The sequence below is a fragment of the Paracoccus sanguinis genome, assembly GCF_900106665.1.
Lineage (GTDB): Bacteria > Pseudomonadota > Alphaproteobacteria > Rhodobacterales > Rhodobacteraceae > Paracoccus > Paracoccus panacisoli.
On record NZ_FNNA01000002.1, the window covers coordinates 716159 to 733002 of the forward strand.

The 16844-nt window shown below is 72.4% G+C and carries 16 protein-coding genes; 6 read left to right on the forward strand and 10 right to left on the reverse strand.

Going from position 1 to position 16844, the window contains the following annotated elements; genetic code table 11:
* Positions 1–80: 80 nt before the first annotated feature.
* From rfbA to rfbC, 5 genes are read right to left on the reverse strand one after another with little or no spacing between them, the layout of a single operon-like run.
* Positions 81–962, reverse strand: a complete 882-nt coding sequence (gene rfbA, locus BLW17_RS09930; RefSeq protein ID WP_036735688.1) for a glucose-1-phosphate thymidylyltransferase RfbA — start codon at positions 960–962, stop codon at positions 81–83.
* The gene (rfbD, locus tag BLW17_RS09935; protein WP_036735686.1) at positions 959–1810 is read right to left on the reverse strand and encodes a dTDP-4-dehydrorhamnose reductase; all 852 of its coding nucleotides are present in this window, start codon (positions 1808–1810) and stop codon (positions 959–961) included. Before rfbD ends, rfbA begins: the two co-directional genes overlap by 4 nt.
* On the reverse strand, positions 1807–2769 hold the full coding sequence (locus BLW17_RS09940) for a hypothetical protein (RefSeq protein ID WP_036735684.1): 963 nt from the start codon (positions 2767–2769) through the stop codon (positions 1807–1809). Before BLW17_RS09940 ends, rfbD begins: the two co-directional genes overlap by 4 nt.
* A complete protein-coding gene (gene rfbB / locus BLW17_RS09945; protein ID WP_036735681.1) occupies positions 2769–3812 on the reverse strand; it encodes a dTDP-glucose 4,6-dehydratase in 1044 nt (347 codons plus the stop codon). Before rfbB ends, BLW17_RS09940 begins: the two co-directional genes overlap by 1 nt.
* Positions 3809–4405 carry a dTDP-4-dehydrorhamnose 3,5-epimerase gene (gene rfbC / locus BLW17_RS09950; protein WP_052176565.1) on the reverse strand — a complete coding sequence of 199 codons (597 nt, stop codon included), beginning with the start codon at positions 4403–4405 and terminating at the stop codon, positions 3809–3811. The genes rfbB and rfbC overlap by 4 nt, the downstream gene beginning before the upstream one ends.
* A gap of 107 nt (positions 4406–4512) precedes the next feature.
* Between rfbC and rsmD the strand changes: the two genes are divergently transcribed.
* On the forward strand, positions 4513–5088 hold the full coding sequence (gene rsmD / locus BLW17_RS09955) for a 16S rRNA (guanine(966)-N(2))-methyltransferase RsmD (protein ID WP_036735679.1): 576 nt from the start codon (positions 4513–4515) through the stop codon (positions 5086–5088).
* Here rsmD and BLW17_RS09960 read toward each other — a convergent pair.
* Both BLW17_RS09960 and mog read right to left on the reverse strand, forming a co-directional pair.
* Positions 5061–6026 carry a TAXI family TRAP transporter solute-binding subunit gene (locus BLW17_RS09960; protein WP_036735677.1) on the reverse strand — a complete coding sequence of 322 codons (966 nt, stop codon included), beginning with the start codon at positions 6024–6026 and terminating at the stop codon, positions 5061–5063. The genes rsmD and BLW17_RS09960 overlap by 28 nt on opposite strands.
* A gap of 299 nt (positions 6027–6325) precedes the next feature.
* On the reverse strand, positions 6326–6868 hold the full coding sequence (gene mog, locus BLW17_RS09965) for a molybdopterin adenylyltransferase (protein ID WP_036703172.1): 543 nt from the start codon (positions 6866–6868) through the stop codon (positions 6326–6328).
* Between the two features lie 240 nt (positions 6869–7108).
* Here mog and BLW17_RS09970 point away from each other — a divergent pair, with 240 nt between their 5' ends.
* From BLW17_RS09970 to BLW17_RS17785, 3 genes are all read left to right on the forward strand, one after another.
* Entirely contained in the window at positions 7109–7762 is a 654-nt protein-coding gene (locus BLW17_RS09970; protein WP_036735798.1) for a protein-L-isoaspartate O-methyltransferase family protein, read from the forward strand.
* A complete protein-coding gene (locus tag BLW17_RS09975; RefSeq protein ID WP_052176576.1) occupies positions 7762–9168 on the forward strand; it encodes a TolC family outer membrane protein in 1407 nt (468 codons plus the stop codon). Before BLW17_RS09970 ends, BLW17_RS09975 begins: the two co-directional genes overlap by 1 nt.
* Before the next feature lie 951 nt (positions 9169–10119).
* Positions 10120–11136, forward strand: a complete 1017-nt coding sequence (locus tag BLW17_RS17785; protein WP_139305972.1) for a hypothetical protein — start codon at positions 10120–10122, stop codon at positions 11134–11136.
* Positions 11137–11864: 728 nt separating this feature from the next.
* Here the strand turns inward: BLW17_RS17785 and BLW17_RS09980 are convergent.
* The 3 genes from BLW17_RS09980 to surE form a co-directional block, all read right to left on the reverse strand.
* Positions 11865–12755 carry a M23 family metallopeptidase gene (locus tag BLW17_RS09980; protein ID WP_052176575.1) on the reverse strand — a complete coding sequence of 297 codons (891 nt, stop codon included), beginning with the start codon at positions 12753–12755 and terminating at the stop codon, positions 11865–11867.
* A 555-nt stretch (positions 12756–13310) separates the two neighbouring features.
* Complete coding sequence (locus tag BLW17_RS09985) at positions 13311–14060, reverse strand: protein-L-isoaspartate(D-aspartate) O-methyltransferase (RefSeq protein WP_269429099.1); 750 nt, start codon at positions 14058–14060, stop codon at positions 13311–13313.
* A 4-nt stretch (positions 14061–14064) separates the two neighbouring features.
* Positions 14065–14859: a 5'/3'-nucleotidase SurE gene (surE, locus tag BLW17_RS09990; protein WP_036735795.1), complete on the reverse strand. Its 795-nt coding sequence runs from the start codon at positions 14857–14859 to the stop codon at positions 14065–14067.
* 163 nt (positions 14860–15022) lie between these two features.
* Between surE and BLW17_RS09995 the strand changes: the two genes are divergently transcribed.
* Together BLW17_RS09995 and BLW17_RS10000 are read left to right on the forward strand one after the other, a co-directional pair.
* Complete coding sequence (locus BLW17_RS09995; protein WP_036735792.1) at positions 15023–15940, forward strand: sulfite exporter TauE/SafE family protein; 918 nt, start codon at positions 15023–15025, stop codon at positions 15938–15940.
* Positions 15937–16797 carry a TIGR02186 family protein gene (locus tag BLW17_RS10000; RefSeq protein ID WP_244507320.1) on the forward strand — a complete coding sequence of 287 codons (861 nt, stop codon included), beginning with the start codon at positions 15937–15939 and terminating at the stop codon, positions 16795–16797. The genes BLW17_RS09995 and BLW17_RS10000 overlap by 4 nt, the downstream gene beginning before the upstream one ends.
* The last annotated feature ends 47 nt before the right edge of the window (positions 16798–16844 follow it).

A 16844-nucleotide genomic window follows, 5' to 3' on the forward strand; every position in this document is an offset into this window, starting at 1 on the left:
CACACGGTCCAGTGGACCGTTTGCCCGCCGAACGCCCGAGCCCCCGGGCGAGGACTGGGGCTGGCCCCCGGTGCGGTGGCTCAGTCCAACAGACCGCGCAGGTACCGCCCGTAATCGTTCTTTCCGAACAGCTTCGCGCGCGCCGTCAGCGCCTCGGCGTCGATCCAGCCGCAGTCATAGGCGATCTCGTCGGGGCTGCCCGACTGCATCCCCTGCCGCTTCTCGAGCGTGCGGACGAAGTTTCCGGCGTCCAGCAGGCTGCCGTGCGTCCCGGTGTCGAGCCACGCATAGCCGCGCCCCATCCGTTCGACGTTCAGCCGCCCCTCGTGCAGGTAGGTCTCGAGCAGCGTGGTGATCTCAAGCTCGCCGCGGTCCGAGGGGGCCACCGCGCGGGCCCGCCGGGGGGCGTCGGCGTCGAGGAAATAGAGCCCCGTCACCGCGTAGTTCGAGGGCGGCACGGCGGGCTTCTCGATGATCTCGCGGGCCCGGCCCTCGGCGTCGAAGGCGACCACGCCATAGCGCTCGGGGTCGGCGACGTGGTAACCGAAGACCGTGGCCTCCTCGCGCGCGTCGGCGGTCCTGAGCAGCTCGGTCAGGCCGTGGCCGAAGAAGATGTTGTCGCCCAGGACCATCGCCGAGGGGGCACCGGCCAGGAACTCTTCGGCGAGGATATAGGCCTGCGCCAGCCCGTCGGGCGAGGGCTGCACGATCCAGGTGAAGCGCACCCCCCACTGGCTGCCGTCCCCCAGAAGGCGCTGGAACTGCGCCTGGTCGTCGGGGGTGGTGATGATGGCGATCTCGCGGATGCCGGTCAGCATCAGCACCGAGATCGGGTAGTAGATCATCGGCTTGTCGTAGACCGGCAGCAGCTGCTTCGAGACGCCCATGGTGATCGGGTAGAGCCGCGTCCCGGACCCTCCGGCGAGGATGATGCCCTTGCGCTGCTGGCGGGGGGTGGTCATGCGTCAAGCTCCGTGATGACGGCGGCAAGGCCCGTGCGCCAGTCAGGGCGCGCGATGCCGAAGTCGCGGGTGATGGCGGTGCAGTCGAGCCGCGAGTTGAGCGGCCGGCGCGCCGGGGTGGGATAGGCCGAGGTCGGGATGTCCTCGACCGCGGGTGAGAGGCCCGAGCGGGCGAAGATCGCGCGCGCGAAGTCGGCCCAGCTCACGTCCGGGGCGCCGGCGAAGTGGTAGATGCCGCCCCTGGACGCGTCGGCCTGCATCTGCCGCGCCATTTCCAGCAGCGCGGCGGCGATGTCGGCGGCGGGAGTGGGGCCGCCGATCTGGTCGGCGACGATGGTCAGCCGGTCGCGCTCGGCCCCGAGGCGGCGCATCGTCTTGACGAAGTTCGTGCCATGGGCCGAGAACACCCAGCTCGTCCTGAGCACCGCGCACTGGCCGCCGGCGGCGGCGATGGCGCGCTCACCCTCAAGCTTGGTGGTGCCATAGACGCCGATCGGCCCGGTGGGGTCGGTCTCGCGCCGGGGCGCGTCGCCGCTGCCGTCGAACACGTAGTCGGTCGAGACATGGACGAACGGGATGCCGAGCCCGGCGCAGGCGACGGCCATCGCCTCGGGCGCGTCGCGGTTGATGAGCCGGGCGACGTCGGGCTCGGATTCCGCGCGGTCCACGGCGGTATAGGCGGCGGCGTTGATGACGGCCGCGGGCTTGCGCGCGCGGATCAGCGCGGCGCAGTCGTCGGGGCGGGTCAGGTCGGCCTCGTCGCGCCCGGCGAACTGCGCCTCGGGCGCCAGCCGCGCGAGTTCCCGCGCCACCTGCCCGGTCCGGCCGAAGATCAGTAACCCGCTCATGCCGCATCCCCTTTGCGTTCGTCCGGTCCCGCGCCGCCCAGCGCGTCGAGCCGCGCGGCCATCGTCTCGATCACCAGCGCGCCCGCCGGATCGCCGCCCTGCGCCTCGGCCAGCGCCGGCAGGCGGGCGACCGCGGCGGACAGGGCATCTGCCTGCGCGGCGAGCCCCGGCCCGTGCGCGGCCTCGAGCGCGCGCAGGCTGTCGTTGCGGCTGTCGAGTGCCCGTTGCAGCAGCGCCAGCAGCGGGCCCGACAGCGCCGCATCGCTGCCGTCCGGCGAGTCGGCCAGCGCGTTGATCGCCCGAATCACCGGCACCACCGCGTCCGAGACCGACTCGTGCCGGCGCGGGGGCGCGCTGGCGCCGGTCAGGTCGAAGTCCAAGAGCCGTCCCAGCGCCGGCAGCCAGTCGCCGTCCGCGTCGATCTCGGTCAGGTCGCGGGCGCCATAGGCCGCGCCGAGGTCACGCCCCAGCCGGCGCACGTCGCCGAGCCGCCGCACCCGCGGCAGCGCCGCGAAATCGGCCAGCCCCACGGCGAGCCCGTATTCGTCGGCGTTGGCCGCGGGGTTCAGCATGAAATCCTTCCACATCGCGCGCACCCAGTCGCCGGGCGCTCGCGTCATCAGGATCAGCCGCACGTCCCAGCCCGCGGTCACCGCGCGGAACCACTCGAGATGGGCGGGATCGAAATCGTCGAGATGCCGGCTCAGCCCCTCGGCCGAGATCAGCACGTCGCCCGAGGCGGCCGCCAGCGCCTGTTCCAGCCGCGCATCGGGGCCGAAGCGCAGCGCGTTCACCAGCCACTGGTGGCGGGCGGCCATGTGGTCCGTCGCTTCGGGCTCGGGCCAGTCGAGGCCCTGGCGGGCCAGCAGCGCCCGGTTCGTGCCGGCCCAGTCCTGCAAGGCCGACGAGCCGCATTTGGGCAGCCCGACGTGCAGGAACAGGGACCGCGGCCCGACCATCAGCCGGTCCCCAGTCGCGCGCCCACCCCGTCGCGCGCCAGCAGCGGCCGCCACCACGCCTCGTTGTCGAGATACCAGGCCACGGTGCGGCGCAGCCCTTCCTCGACCGTGACAGAGGGGCGCCAGCCCAGCTCGGTGCGGATGCGGGTCGGGTCGATGGCATAGCGGCGGTCATGGCCGGGGCGGTCGGCGACGAAGGTGATCAGCCGGTCGTGCGGCGCGCCTTGCGGCCGCATGGTGTCCAGGTGGCCGCAGATGGTCCGCACGAGCTCGATGTTCTTCGCCTCGTTCTCGCCGCCGATGTTGTAGCTGCGCCCGACCTCGCCCTGCGTGAGGCAGGTCAGCAGCGCGTCGGCGTGATCCTCGACATACAGCCAGTCGCGGACGTTGCCGCCGTCGCCGTAGACCGGGATCGGCTGCCCGGCGAGCGCCCGCAGGATCACCACCGGCACCAGCTTCTCGGGGAAGTGATAGGGCCCGTAGTTGTTCGAGCAGTTGGTCAGCACCACCGGCAGGCCGTAGGTTTCGTGCCACGCGCGCACCAGATGGTCCGATGCCGCCTTGCTGGCCGAATAGGGCGAGCGCGGGTCGTAGGGCGTCTCTTCGGTGAACTTGACCGAGGCGTCGTCGGGCAGCGAGCCGAACACCTCGTCGGTCGAGATATGATGGAAGCGGAACCCCTCGGGCCGCCCGGCGGCGGTCCAGTAGGCCCGCGCCGCCTCGAGCAGGTTGTAGGTGCCGGTGACGTTCGTCTCGATGAAGGCCCCCGGCCCGTCGATCGAGCGGTCCACGTGGCTTTCGGCCGCGAGATGCATCACCGCGTCCGGGCGGTGGGTGGCGAACACCCGGTCGAGCGCCGCGCGGTCGCGGATGTCGGCGTGCTCGAACGAGTAGAGCGGGCTCTCGGCGACGCTCGCCACATTCTCGAGGTTCGCGGCATAGGTCAGCGCGTCGAGGTTGACGACGCCGTGCCCCGCCGCCACCGCCTGACGGACGACGGCCGAGCCGATGAACCCAGCGCCGCCGGTGACGAGGATCTTCATGCCCGGACCTCCGCCTTTGCGGCCCAACCGGGCGCGGGGAATTCGGAAAGGTCGAAGGGCGATGCCCAGTCGGCGAAGGCCGGGGCGGTGGTGTCCTTCTCGGACAGCACCGGCGCATCCGTTCCCCAGTCCACGCCCACGCTGTCCCAGCGCACCCCGCCGTCCGCGGCGCGGTCGTAGTGGTCGGTGCATTTGTAGACGACTTCGGTCATGTCCTCGCGGGTGACGAAGCCGTGCAGGAAGCCCGCCGGCACCCACAGCTGGCGGCCGTTCTCGGCGCTGAGTTCGACGCCGACCCACTGGCCGTAATGCGGGCTGCCGCGCCGCGCATCCACCGCCACGTCGTAAAGCCGCCCGCGCCCGCAGCGCACCAGCTTGCCCTGCGCGTGCGGCGGCGCCTGGTAGTGCAGCCCCCTGAGCGTGCCTGCCTTGGCCGACAACGAATGGTTGTCCTGCACGAACTCGGGCAGCTCCAGCCCCGCCTCGACCAGCGTCCGGCGGTTCCAGCTTTCCGAGAAGAACCCCCGGTGGTCGCCGAACCGCGGCGGGGTCAGGATCAGCACGCCGGGAAGCGCGGTGGGTTCGATCAGCATCGGCGGGCCTCGTCGTTGGGTCGCGCTCCCTTGCCATTTCCCGCGCCAGAAGTGAAGCCGAGCCGACGCGCGGCCCCTGGGGGCCGCAACGTAAACGGGGGCTCTTCATGCGGATCGTCGGCGGCAGGCTGCGGGGGCTGAAACTGGCCGAGGTCGGCGACGGCGACCCGGTGGCGCATCTGCGCCCGACGACCGACCGGGTGCGCGAGGCGATGTTCAACCTCATCGAGAACAGCCACGGCGTCACGCTCGAGGGCGCGCGGGTGCTCGACCTCTTCGCCGGCACCGGCGCGCTCGGGCTCGAGGCGCTCAGCCGCGGCGCGGCGCGGGTGGCGTTCGTCGATGACGGCGCCGCGGCGCGGGCGCTCTTGCGTGCCAATGTCGAGAAGGCCCGGGCGATGGGCGTGACCGACATCTGGCGTCGCGATGCGACGAACCTCGGGCCGAACCGCGGGCCGGGCTATGACGTGGTGTTCCTCGACCCGCCCTACGGGCAGCGGCGGGGCGAGGCGGCGCTCGCCTCGGCGCTGGCCGGCGGCTGGCTCGCCCCCGGGGCGCTCGTGGTGTGGGAGGAGGAGGCGCCCCCTCTGCCCCCGCCGGGCCTCGCCCAGATCGACCAGCGCCGCTACGGGGCGACGCTGGTGACGCTCCTCGTTCACTCGATGGGGACGCCGGCCTCCTGATAATACCGCGCGGCGCCGGGGTGCAGCGGCACCGGCAGGTTCTGCGCGGCCTTCATCGGGTCGATGTCGTTGGCCGCCGAATGCGCCGCCTTGAGCGCGTCGAGATTGGCGTACATCAGCTTCGCCATCTGATAGGCCAGCTCGTCCGGCACCTCGTCGTGGGTGACGAGGTAGTTCGGCGTCAGCACCGTCATCACGTCGGCGTCCTGCCCCTCATAGGTGCCGGCGGGGATCACGGCGGACTGGAACGGCTTGCCCATCTTCTCGGCGACCGCAGCGGGCACCTCGGCGATGGTAATCGGGATCGAGGCGGCAAGGTCGCGGATGAACCCCGACCCCAGCCCCGCCGACTGCAGCGTGCCGTCGAGCTGGCGGTTCTTGATCAGCTCGGCCGAGTCCGAATAGGGCAGGTACTCCACCTTGCTCAGGTCCTTGTAGCTCATCCCGGCGGCATCGAACATCAGCCGGCTGCTGAGTTCCGCCCCCGACGCCGGCGCGCTTACCGACAGCGAGTGCCCGCGCACGTCCGCGAAGGTGCGGATGCCGGAATCCTGCCGCACCACCAGATGGGCGAAGTTGGGATAGATCGCGGCCAGCACCCTGAGCGAGGTCAGCGGCTTCGGGAACCCCGCCTCGGCATTGCCCTCGGCCGCGTGCATGAGCGAGTCGCCGAGGATGAAGGCCAACTCGCCCCGCCGGCGGTCCAGCAGAACGCAGTTCTCGACCGAGGCCTTGGTCGCCTGCACCTGCGTCTGCGCGCCCTCGATGCCGGCGCCGTAGATCTGCGACAGCGCCACGCCGAGCGGGTAGTACACCCCCGAGGTGCCACCGGTCAGGATGTTGATGAAGGTCCGGGCGTGACCCGCGCGCGGCAGCGCCGCCAGCGCCCCCGCCCCGAGCGCGACCCTGCCCAGATCGCGGCGTGTGAATGTGGTCATGAGGGCTCCTCCCCTGAAATCCCTGATGTTTTTGAGTGTCCGGAGGCTCCCCCCGTGCGCTGCCCCAACACCCCCACCCTCTGCCGGGTTGCACCGCGGCCCCCGCGCCGGCCTCCCTCGGTCGAGCCACGCGACGCCTCGGGCTGGGCCATGACACCGGGGGCAAAGGCCCCTGCGCGGCCAGCCTTACAGCCGCCACACTACACCTCTCAGGGCACGCCCCCACCCCCTCGGGCTGGACCCAAATATCCCGGGGGGGCGCCCGGAACGGGCGCGGGGGCAGAGCCCCCGAGCAGCCCTTACCCCTTCGGCCGGAAGGCCACGATCCGCGCCGGGTCCGTCTCGATCCGCGCCGCGCCGATCAGGTCGAGGCAATAGGGCACCGCCGCGAACACCGCGTCGAGGCAGGTGGCGATGGCGGCCGGCTTGCCGGGGATGGTGATCATCAGGCAGGCGTCGCGGATGCCCGCCGACTGACGCGACAGGATCGCCGTCGGCACCCCCTCGTCGAGCGAGGCGCGCCGCATCGCCTCGCCGAAGCCCTCGAGCTCCTTCTCGATCACGTCGGCGAGCGCCTCCGGCGTCTCGTCGCGCGGCGCAGGGCCGGTGCCGCCGGTGATGAGGATGAGGTCGGCGCCCTCGCCGTCGGCCAGCCGCCGCAGGGTCGCGGCGACGCCCTCGCGCCCGTCGGGGACGATGTGGCGGGCGATCTCGACCGGCGAGGTCACCACCTCGCGCAGCCACGCCTCGGCGGCGGGGCCGCCCTTGTCCTCGTATTCGCCGCGGCTGGCGCGGTCCGAGACGGTGACGATGGCGATGCGGGCGGTCTGGCGCTGGGTCATTCGGGGCCTCGCGGGTGGGGGCGGCAGGGCGCCGGGGGGATGCGGACGGCGGCGCAGGCAGGCCGCGCCGGGCGCCATCCTGCCCGCTCGCGCCCGCGAAGGGAACCGGACGCGCTGCCGCACCGATCCCGTCGCCCGCACCCCGCGCCGTCCGGTCACGCAGCCCCCGCACCTGCCCGCCGTTGCCCCGCGCCGCCAATCGTGGCAAGACGAGCCGACACGACAGCCGGATGGCCCGCGATGACCGATTTCCAACAGCGCCGCATGATGATGGTGGACACCCAGGTCCGCCCCAACGATGTCACCAAATACCCCGTGATCGCCGCCATGCTCGACATCCCGCGTGAGGATTTCGTGCCCGACTCACGCCGCGACGTGGCCTATGTCGGCGACAACGTGGACCTCGGCCACGGGCGGGTCCTGCTCGAGCCGCGGACGCTGGCCAAGATGATCGACACGCTGGACGTGCAGCCGACCGAGCTCGTGCTCGACCTCGGCTGCGGCTACGGCTACGCCGCCGCCGTGCTGGGCCGGATGGCGCAGGCGGTGGTCGCGGTCGAGGAACTGCCCGACATGGCCGCCGCCGCGACCGAGCGTCTCGCCGCCGCCCGCGCCGACAACGTCGCCGTGGTGCAGGCCCGGCTGACCGAAGGTGCGGCCGCGCAGGGCCCCTATGACGCGATCCTCGTCGGCGGCGGCATCGAGGAGCTGCCCGAGGCGATCGCGGACCAGCTCGCCGAGGGCGGGCGGATCGTCGCCCTGTTCCGCGAGGGCGCGCTCGGGGTCGTGCGGCTCGGCCGCAAGCTCGACGGGCGGATCGACTGGCGCATGGCCTTCAACGCCGCCGCGCCGCTCCTCCCCGGCTTTGCCCGGCGCCCGGGGTTCGTCCTGTGATGCGCCGCCGCACCCTCGCCGCGGTCCTCGCCCTGGGGACGGCGCTCGGCGGGGTGCCCGCCTGGGCCGAATCGCTCGCCGACACGATGGTGGCGGCCTATCGCCACTCGGCGCTGCTGGACCAGAACCGCGCCTTGCTGCGGGCCGCGGATGAGGATGTGGCCAGCGCCACCGCCGCGCTGCGCCCGGTCGTGCAGTGGGTGGCGAGCCACAATTTCACCCGCTCGGACGGGGTCGAGATCGTCTCGGACACCGTCCAGCTGGTCGGGCAGATGACGCTCTATGACTGGGGCCGCAACCAGCTCGCCATCGACATCGCCAAGGAGCAGGTGCTCTCGACCCGCGAATCGCTGATCGCGGTCGAGCAGGACGTGCTGCTGAGCGCCGTGCAGGCGTTCCTCGAGGTCCGCTCGGCCGAGCAGCAGGTGGCGCTGAACCGCAACTCGGTCGAACTGCTGGGCCGCGAGCGGCAGGCGGCGCAGGACCGCTTCGACGTGGGCGAGATCACCACCACCGACGTGGCGCTGGCCGACGCGCAGCTGGCCGCCACCCGCGCCTCGTTGGCCGCAGCCGAGGGGCAGCTCGCCGTCGCGCGCGAGGCCTATACGGCCGCGGTCGGCCGCAAGCCCGGCAAGCTCGACGCCCCGCCGCCGCTACCCAAGCGGCCGAAGTCGCTCGAGTCGGCCCGCGCCACGGCGGTCAAGACCCACCCCGCGATCCGCCAGGCGCAGCGCGCCGTGGCCGCGACCGAGCTGGGCGTGGCCGCCGCCGCCGCCGAGCGCCGCCCCGAGGTGACGGGCTCGCTGGGCCTCGGCACCACGCGGCGGCCGCAGCAGACGATCTTCGGCTTGGGCGACCCTGAAACGACCACGACGCTCTCGGGCAGCATCGAGGCCAAGCAGACGATCTACTCGGGCGGCCGCCTGCCGGCCGCGCACCGCAAGCAGATGGCCCAGCGCGACGCCGCGCGCTCGGCGCTGCTCAACGCCTCGCGCCAGGTGGCCGAGGCGGTGGGCAAGGCCTGGGCCAGCATCGACGTGGCCCGCGCGCAGATCGGCGCCATCGACCAGCAGATCTCGGCCGCGCAGCAGGCCTATGACGGCGTGCGGGAAGAGGCGACGCTGGGTGCGCGCACCACGCTCGATGTGCTCGACGCCGAGCAGAACCTGCTCGAGGCGCGGGCGAACAAGATCACGGCGGAAGCCAATCTCCAGTTAGCACATTATCAACTTTTGGCCGCTATGGGACTCTTGACGGTGAAAGACCTCAAGCTGGGAGTCCCGACCTATGACCCTTCGGCCTATTACAACGCGGTGCGCGAGGCGCCCTATACCAGCACCCAGGGCGAGAATCTCGACCGGGTGCTGCGCGCCATCGGCCGCGATCCGGGCAAGCCGCGGAACTGACCTCTCTCAGGGCAGCGGGCGATGACCGACCCGCTGCGGCTGGACCGCCCGCGCAGCCGGCGGGGTGAGGACATCGGCGACGTGCTTGCCTCGATCCGGCGCCTGATCGCCCAGGACGCCGCGCCTTCGGGGCGGGCTGCGGGCGCCGAGCCGCCGCTGCGGCTCGAGCCGGCGGGACGGGGCGAGGGGTCTGTGGGCACGGCGCCTTCTGCGCCGGGGGGAGCGGAGTGGGACGCGCGGGGGCCGGGCGTGGCGCCGGCTGAGGTGGAGACTGCGTCGAACCCGGGTGCGTCCGTTGTCGCTGGCTCGCCCTTCGGTGCTTCGCCCATTGGTGCGTCGGTTCAGCCGGCGGCGTCGCACGGATCGGAAACGTCCTCAGAGGCCGCGCCTGCTGGTGCATGGCCCGGAGTGCCTTCGACCCCGCCCTTCCGAGCTTCGCCCGCAACGGCGGCGGCATCGCCCCTCGATGCATTGCCGTCAGCGGCTTCACCAGCCGCCGCTATGACCGACGGGGCATCGCCGCTCAGAGGTTCGCCCTTGGCGCAATCCCGCGACGCCGCGACACCCGACGGAGCATCTTCCCCCCCGGTAACTGCCGTGGCCGAGCCCCCCTTCTCCGCATCGCCTTTCGCGGCCGCTTCTCTTCCCGCTCCGCCGTCTGCGTCTCATCTCGCACCGCCCGGTAAAGCACGGCCAGACGCAGCCTCGCCTGACACCGCACCGCCCGTCGCAGTTTCGCCCGCCGCAGCACACCCCGTCGCGCCCTCCCTCGCGGCGGCAACGCCTCTCGGGACGTCGTCTGTTGCCGTATCGCCCATCGATCCATGGAGCGGCGCAGCCCTGCCCAGCACAGCACCGCACGTTGCGCCACTGCCCGACGCGCCCACTCCCACAGCGACAACAACTCTGAGCGAAACGCCTGTTGTCGCTCAGCCAACGGCGACCTCGCCCATGACTGCGTTGGCGGCGTCGGCCGCGGACGAGGCCATGGGCCCGGCCAGTCGGACCAGCGCCCCACCTCTCTCGCCAGCCCGCACCGCGGCGCTCACCTCGTCCCTCGCCGAGGCGGTCGAGGCCGCCGCCGCCCGCATGGCCGAAACGGCCCGGTTGGCAGCAACCGCCCGCCGCGCCGACGCGTCGGCTGCTCCGGGTTTCGCATATCCGCCCCTGGCAGCCGCGCCAGACCCCGACAGCGCCAGCGGGCGCCACGCTGACGCCACGCCATCCGGCGGGATGGCTTCGTCCCTCGGCACCGCCGGGGGCTTGGCTACGCTCGATACCCCGCAAGGCAACCCCGGCCCGTTCCGCCTTGGCCCCGACGCCCTGATCCCCCCCGCGCTCGCCCGGCCGGGCACCGGCGAACGCGGACCGCAGTCGCCCCATGCCGATCCCGCGCCGATGACGTCCGGCGCGGACCGTCCCCGTCTTTCGCCGATGCTGACGGTCGTCGAGCCTTTGGCCGCTGCGCAGGGCACCAACCACAGAGTCGAGCGGGCCGACGTCCATCCTTTGTCCGCACTGCAACCTGCCGATGCTTGGCCGAATGGACAGTCGATCGGCGACTACACCGCTGCGCTCCCCCCTGCCGCCGAGCCTCTAATAGCCGCTCAGCCGCACCCCGATAGCCCCTCGGCACCGACGACGCCTCTCTTAGCGCCAATGCCTTCGGCAAGCGGCCCGCTCACCTCCACCAGCCCCGACCCGCTGGCCGTGCCGGATCTGCTTGGCGCGCCACAAACCACTCCGGCGTCGCCCGCGACGCCGGAGCAGCAGACCGAAGACCAGACCAACCCTGCCCAACCGGAGCCCTCCATGGATGCCCACCCCCTCCGCCAGCTTCTGCGCGAGGCGATTCGCGACGAGATGCGCGGCGAGATCGGCCAGCAGATCGACACCGAACTGCGGCGTGTCGTCCGCGAAGAACTCGCCGCGGCGCTGACCGAGGCGTTCGGCCGCGACCTCCGCTGACAAGGCACAGTCGGGGCGACGCTGATGCCGCACGCGGCTCCGGCGCGACCCTCCGGCGCGGCAAAGACGGCTTTTCTTAGTTGTCGGACTGGCGATTGACCGCGCACTGGGCGAGCGGTCGGGTCGGCGAAACCCTCGCGTAACGGTCCGTGGCCTGGTTCTGATGAGGTGTTGGGCCTCGCGGTCTGAGAGCACCAGCGGAGCTGGCGCACTGCGTCGGGCCTCGGCTGTGCGTCAACTGGCGAACTGCTCGACGCTTCGAGGGTCCTTAGCTCCCGGAGTGTGGCCGCGGTGCTGGCTCGCTGGTTGGAGCTTCTGTCCGTGTGTCAGACGCAATCCGGCTCGACGCCGTGCGGAACTATTGCGTCAGAACACAGCGAACGAGCGCCTTGGCCTGCCGGTCCGTGCCTAGCGGCGGGGAGGGGGATGACGATTGCGGAGCGGGACTGCGACCGCGCAGAAGGTGGGAAGCGCTGAGTGAGCACCATGTGCCCGCCGGGGTGACAAGAACCAGGAACCGAGCGCCTAGAGCGAGCCTAAAGCTTACTGTCCAGAGCCGAGAGCCGAGAGCCGAGAGCCGAGAGCGAAGCCTAAAGCTTAACCCCAGGTCCCGAGCCCAGAACCCGGCCCCCACAGCCCACAGCCTAGAGCCTAGAGCCTAGAGCCTAGAGCCTAGAGCCTAGAGCCCACAGCCCAGAGCCCAGAGCCCAGAGCCCAGAGCCCAGAACCTACAGATACCCCTCGGGATCCACGCTGTCGAAGCCCTTGCGGACCTCGAAGTGGACCACGCCGCTGTTGCGGGCGGTGCCCATCGACTGGCCGCGCTTGACGGGGTCGCCCTTGGCCACCGACAGCTTGTCGAGCCCGGCGTAGACCGTCATCAGCCCGTCGTCGTGGCGCACCACGACGATCGGGACGCCGTCGGTGTCGCGGGTGATCGCGGCGACCGTGCCGCCGCCCGCCGCCTTGACCGGCGTGCCGGCGGGGGCGGAGATGTCGATGCCCTCGTTGCTGCCCTTCTTGTAGGCGCGCACGATCGAGCCGTTGACCGGCATGGCGAACTTGCCGCTGCCCGAGGCGCCGGTGCGGGTCTTGCCGAGGTCGGGGGCGTCGCCGCGCGGCGCGGGGGTGCTCGCCGGCTGGGTGCGCTCGGCCGGCAGGGGCTTGGCGGCCGAGGGCGGCAGCGGGGTGGGAGAGCCGACGCCCGGCGCCGTCGCATCGGCGGCGGCGACCGTGGTGCCGCCGGCGGGGATGGCGAGGCGCTGGCCGACGCGGATCGACATCGTCTCGGGCAGGTTGTTGGCGCGGGCAAGGTCCTGGATCGAGATGCCGTACTTGCGCGCCACCGACCAACCGGTCTCGCCGGCGACGACGGTGTGGGTGCGCGCGGGCGCGGTGGTAGCCGGGGTGCTGACCGCGGGCTTGGCCGTCGCGGCGGTCGCGCGGGTTCCCGCGGCCGGGGGGACGCCCGGCTGCGCCACGCCCTGACCGGCGAAGGGGTCGCGGACCTGCGGGGTGCCGGCCGCGGCGGGGGCGGCGCCGGGCGCGGCGCCGGCGGCACCGCCGAAGGGCCAGCGCAGCGTCGGCATCTGCACGCGCGGAACGGCGACCTGCGGCATGGCGACGCCGGGCACAGCGGCGGAGCTCGCCGGACCCGCGCCCACGGCGCCGGGCTGAGCCCCTGGCTGGGCGCCGGGCTGGGCACACGCGGCCAGCGTCAGCACCGCTGCCAGCGCAAGACCGCGCCGGGCGCCGGCGACCGGACTGCTGGAAGAGGGCTCGGGGGACTGAGCGGCAGGGAACTGAGGGGTGACTACATCGCCTGCCATGCCAGCGACCGCGCTCGGGATCACTGGGATTTCGTCAGAGTGATGCGGAGCAAGATCGGGGAGCGGCATCAGCCGACGGCCGTCGTTATCTGCGGGCGCGGAAGTGGTTCGAACCGTCGGAGCCAACTGAGCCAAACGAGCCGCCAGAACCATCGAAGCCGAAGCGACAGATATCGCGCCGCGCGACACCACCGCCTCACCGCCTGACCCAACCCGCCCCGCACCACGGGCCACTCCGCCCCGGCCCTCGTCCAGAGCCGTCACATCGGCGCGCGCCGCCGTACGCGGCTGCGGCATTTTCGTGCTGACCATCTGCCTGCCCTCACCAACCTCGTTTCGCGGGGGTCATGTCTGTCCCAACCCCTCGACCAGCGGCACGAACCGCACCTGCCGCATCTCGTCATATGCGAAGCCCGTCTCGGTCCGCGTCACGCGGATGAGGGTCTGGACCGCGTCCGACTGCCCGACCGGCACCACCATGATACCGCCGACCTTGAGCTGCGACAACAGCGGCCCCGGCGGGTCCTCGGCCGCGGCAGTCACCATGATGCGATCGAACGGCGCCTGCTCGGGCAGCCCGAACGAGCCGTCCGCCACCCGGGCAGTGATGTTGGTCAGCCCCAGGCTGCGGAACAGCGCCTCGGCCTCGACCACCAGCCGGCGGTGGCGGTCCACGGTCAGCACCCGCCGGCACAGCACCGACAGCACCGCCGCCTGGTAGCCCGAGCCGGTCCCGACCTCGAGCACCGTGTCGCGCGGCCCCGGGTTCAGCGCCTGCGTCATCAGCCCGACCACCGTCGGCTGGCTGATGGTCTGGCCGCAGGCGATGGGCAGCGGCGTGTCCTCGTAGGCGCGGTCCTCGAAATGCCCGCGGACGAAGGCGCCGCGGTCGATCCGCTCCATCGCGGCCAGCACGCGGGGGTCGGTCACCCCGCGCGAGCGGAGCTGGAAGACGAAGCGCATCTGCCGCTCGGCGGCGTCCGCGTCGGTGTCCAGCCCGAACGCCCCGGGGGCATCCTGGCCGTGGCCGATGTCATCCTCGGGCCCTTCGCCCGAGCCGTCGAAACCGTTGCCCGGGCCGGGGCGCGGCGCCATCGCCTCAGGCCCCGTCCCAGAGCGCGCCGAGCCGCGCGGTGGCGGCGGCGCAGGTCAGGTCTGGCCGCATCGCCGTGACGGCGACATGCCCGCCGAGCAGCGCCTCGACGTCGCTGCCCGCACCGGCAGGGGCGTCCTGCCCGCCGCCCGTGACCCAGAGGAACCGCCGCCCGTTCGGCGCCACCTGCGGCTTGACCGCAAAGCGCACCCCCTGCCGCCGACCCTGCGTCGTGGCCCGCGGGGCGCGGGTCTCGGCGGCGCTGACGGGGGGGAAGTTGACGTTGTAGAAGAGCGGGAAATCCTCGCCCTCGCCCCAGTCGGCACGCTCGAGCAGGGCTCGGATCACCCCCGGGCCGTGGACCCGGGCACTCTCGAACGGGTCCGCAAGCCGCGCCGTCGCCGGGCCCAGATACTGCGACAGCGCGATCGAGCGGATGCCCTGCAACGCCCCCTCCATCGCGCCGCCGACGGTGCCGGAGTACATCACGTTCTCGCCCGCGTTGTTGCCGCGGTTCACGCCCGAGAGGATCAGGTCGGGCGGCGCCGCGGCCATGATGTCGCCGACGCCGGCCAGCACGCAGTCGGCCGGGCTGCCCTCGGCCGCCCAGCGGCGGGGGGAGAGTTCGGCGATCAGCGTCGGGTGTGCGTAGCTGATGCAGTGCCCCACCCCCGACTGCTCGAAGGCCGGGGCGACGGTCCAGACCTCGCCCGCGGGGCCGGCGATCTCGGCGGCGATGTCGGCCAGCGCCTCGAGCCCCGGCGCGTTGATCCCGTCGTCGTTGGTGATGAGTATGCGCATGACAGCCCCGCCGAAAGGCGACCTGCCCCCGGTTCCGTCACTTGCTTAGCGCCCCGGCGCGGTCTGGCGCAAGCAACCGGGCCACGTGCGCCGCGTCACGCGACCCATTCGGGGTTTGACCCTGTGCGCGCCCGGCGTCAGGATGGGGAAAAGCCGGGCAGTCATGCAGATCTTCCTTCCCATCGCCGAAGTCTCGGTGAACGCCTTCACGCTGGTCGGGCTGGGCGGGATCGTCGGGCTGATGAGCGGCCTCTTCGGGGTCGGCGGCGGGTTCCTGATCACGCCGCTGCTGTTCTTCATCGGCATCCCCCCGGCCATCGCCGTGGCGACCGGGGCGAACCAGGTGGTGGCCTCGTCCTTTTCCGGCGTGCTGGCGCATCTGCGCCGCAACACCGTGGACATCCGCATGGGGCTGGTGCTGCTGGTGGGCGGGGTGGCCGGGTCGGCGCTGGGGGTGCTGGTCTTCAACCTTCTGCAGCGGGTCGGGCAGATGGAGCTGTTCGTGCAGCTGAGCTACGTCGTCTTCCTGGGCCTGATCGGCCTGACCATGCTGCGCGAGAGCCTGTCGGCGCTGCTCGCCGCGCGCAAGCGCAGCGGGGTACGGCGGCGGCTGCACCGGCACAGCTGGGTCCACCGCCTGCCGTGGAAGATGAAGTTCCGCGCCTCGGGCCTCTATATCTCGGTGATCCCGCCGCTGCTCGTGGGGCTGGCGGTCGGTGTGCTCGCCGCGGTGATGGGGGTGGGCGGCGGCTTCGTCATGGTCCCGGCGATGATCTATCTGCTGGGGATGCCGACCAAGGTCGTGATCGGCACCTCGCTCTTCCAGATCGCGGCGGTCAGCGCCTTCACCACGCTGATGCACGCGATCAGCTCGAACACCGTGGACATCATGCTGGCGGTGCTGCTGATCGTCGGCGGGGTGGTGGGGGCGCAGATCGGCACCCATCTCGGCGCCCGGCTCAGGGCCGAGCAGCTGCGGGTGCTGCTGGCGCTGCTGGTGCTCGCCGTCTGCGCGCGGCTGGCGATCGATCTGGCGCTGCCGCCCGAGCATCTGTTCTCGATCGCGCCGGGGCGGTCGTGAGGGGCGCGCGCGCCCTGGCCGCGGGGGTGCTGCTGGCGCTGCTGGCGGGTGGCGCCGGGGCGCAGACGCAGCCCGCCGCGGTGGCGCCGGCCGAGGCCCCCGCCGCGCCCGCCCGCGCCCCCGCCCCGGCCGAGCCCGGCACCCCCGAGCCGGAACGCATCGTCACCGGGCTCTCGCAGGACGCCGTCTCGATCACCACCAGCTTCACCGGCTCGGAAATCCTCATCTTCGGCGCCATCCGCCGCGACGCCCCCCCGCAGGCGGGGCCGGTCGGCATCATCGTGACGGTCGAGGGGCCCTCGCAGCAGGTCACCGTGCGCCGGAAAGAGCGGCTCGCCGGGATCTGGATCAACACCCAGTCGCTCAGGATCGCCGCGGCGCCGGATTTCTATGCCGTGGCGACCAGCGCGCCGCTGCCGGCGCTGCTCGACCCGGCCGAGGACACGCGCTTCCGCATCTCGCCCGCGCTGGCGATCCGGGCGCTGTCGGCCGAGGCCGAGGTCGAGAACGTCACCCCTTTCACCCAGGCGCTGCTGGACCTGCGCACCGCCTCGGGGCGCTACCGCGTTGACGAGGGGGCGGTGCACATCGTCGATGACACGCTGTTCCGGGCCGACGTGCGGATGCCCTCGAACCTCGTCGAGGGCGACTATCGGGCGCGCATCTTCCTCGTCCGCGACGGGGCGGTGATCGACTATGACCAGGCCCCGATCCGGGTCCGCAAGGTGGGGCTGGAACGCTGGCTCTACCGTTTGGCGATCGAGCAGCCGTTCTGGTACGGGCTCATGTCGCTGGCGATTGCGATGGCGGCGGGCTGGCTCGCCTCGGCGGCGTTCCGGGCGATCCGCCGCGGGTGACGCCTCGCCGGAACGTGAGGCACCCAAGCCCGCCCGGCGGCGTTACC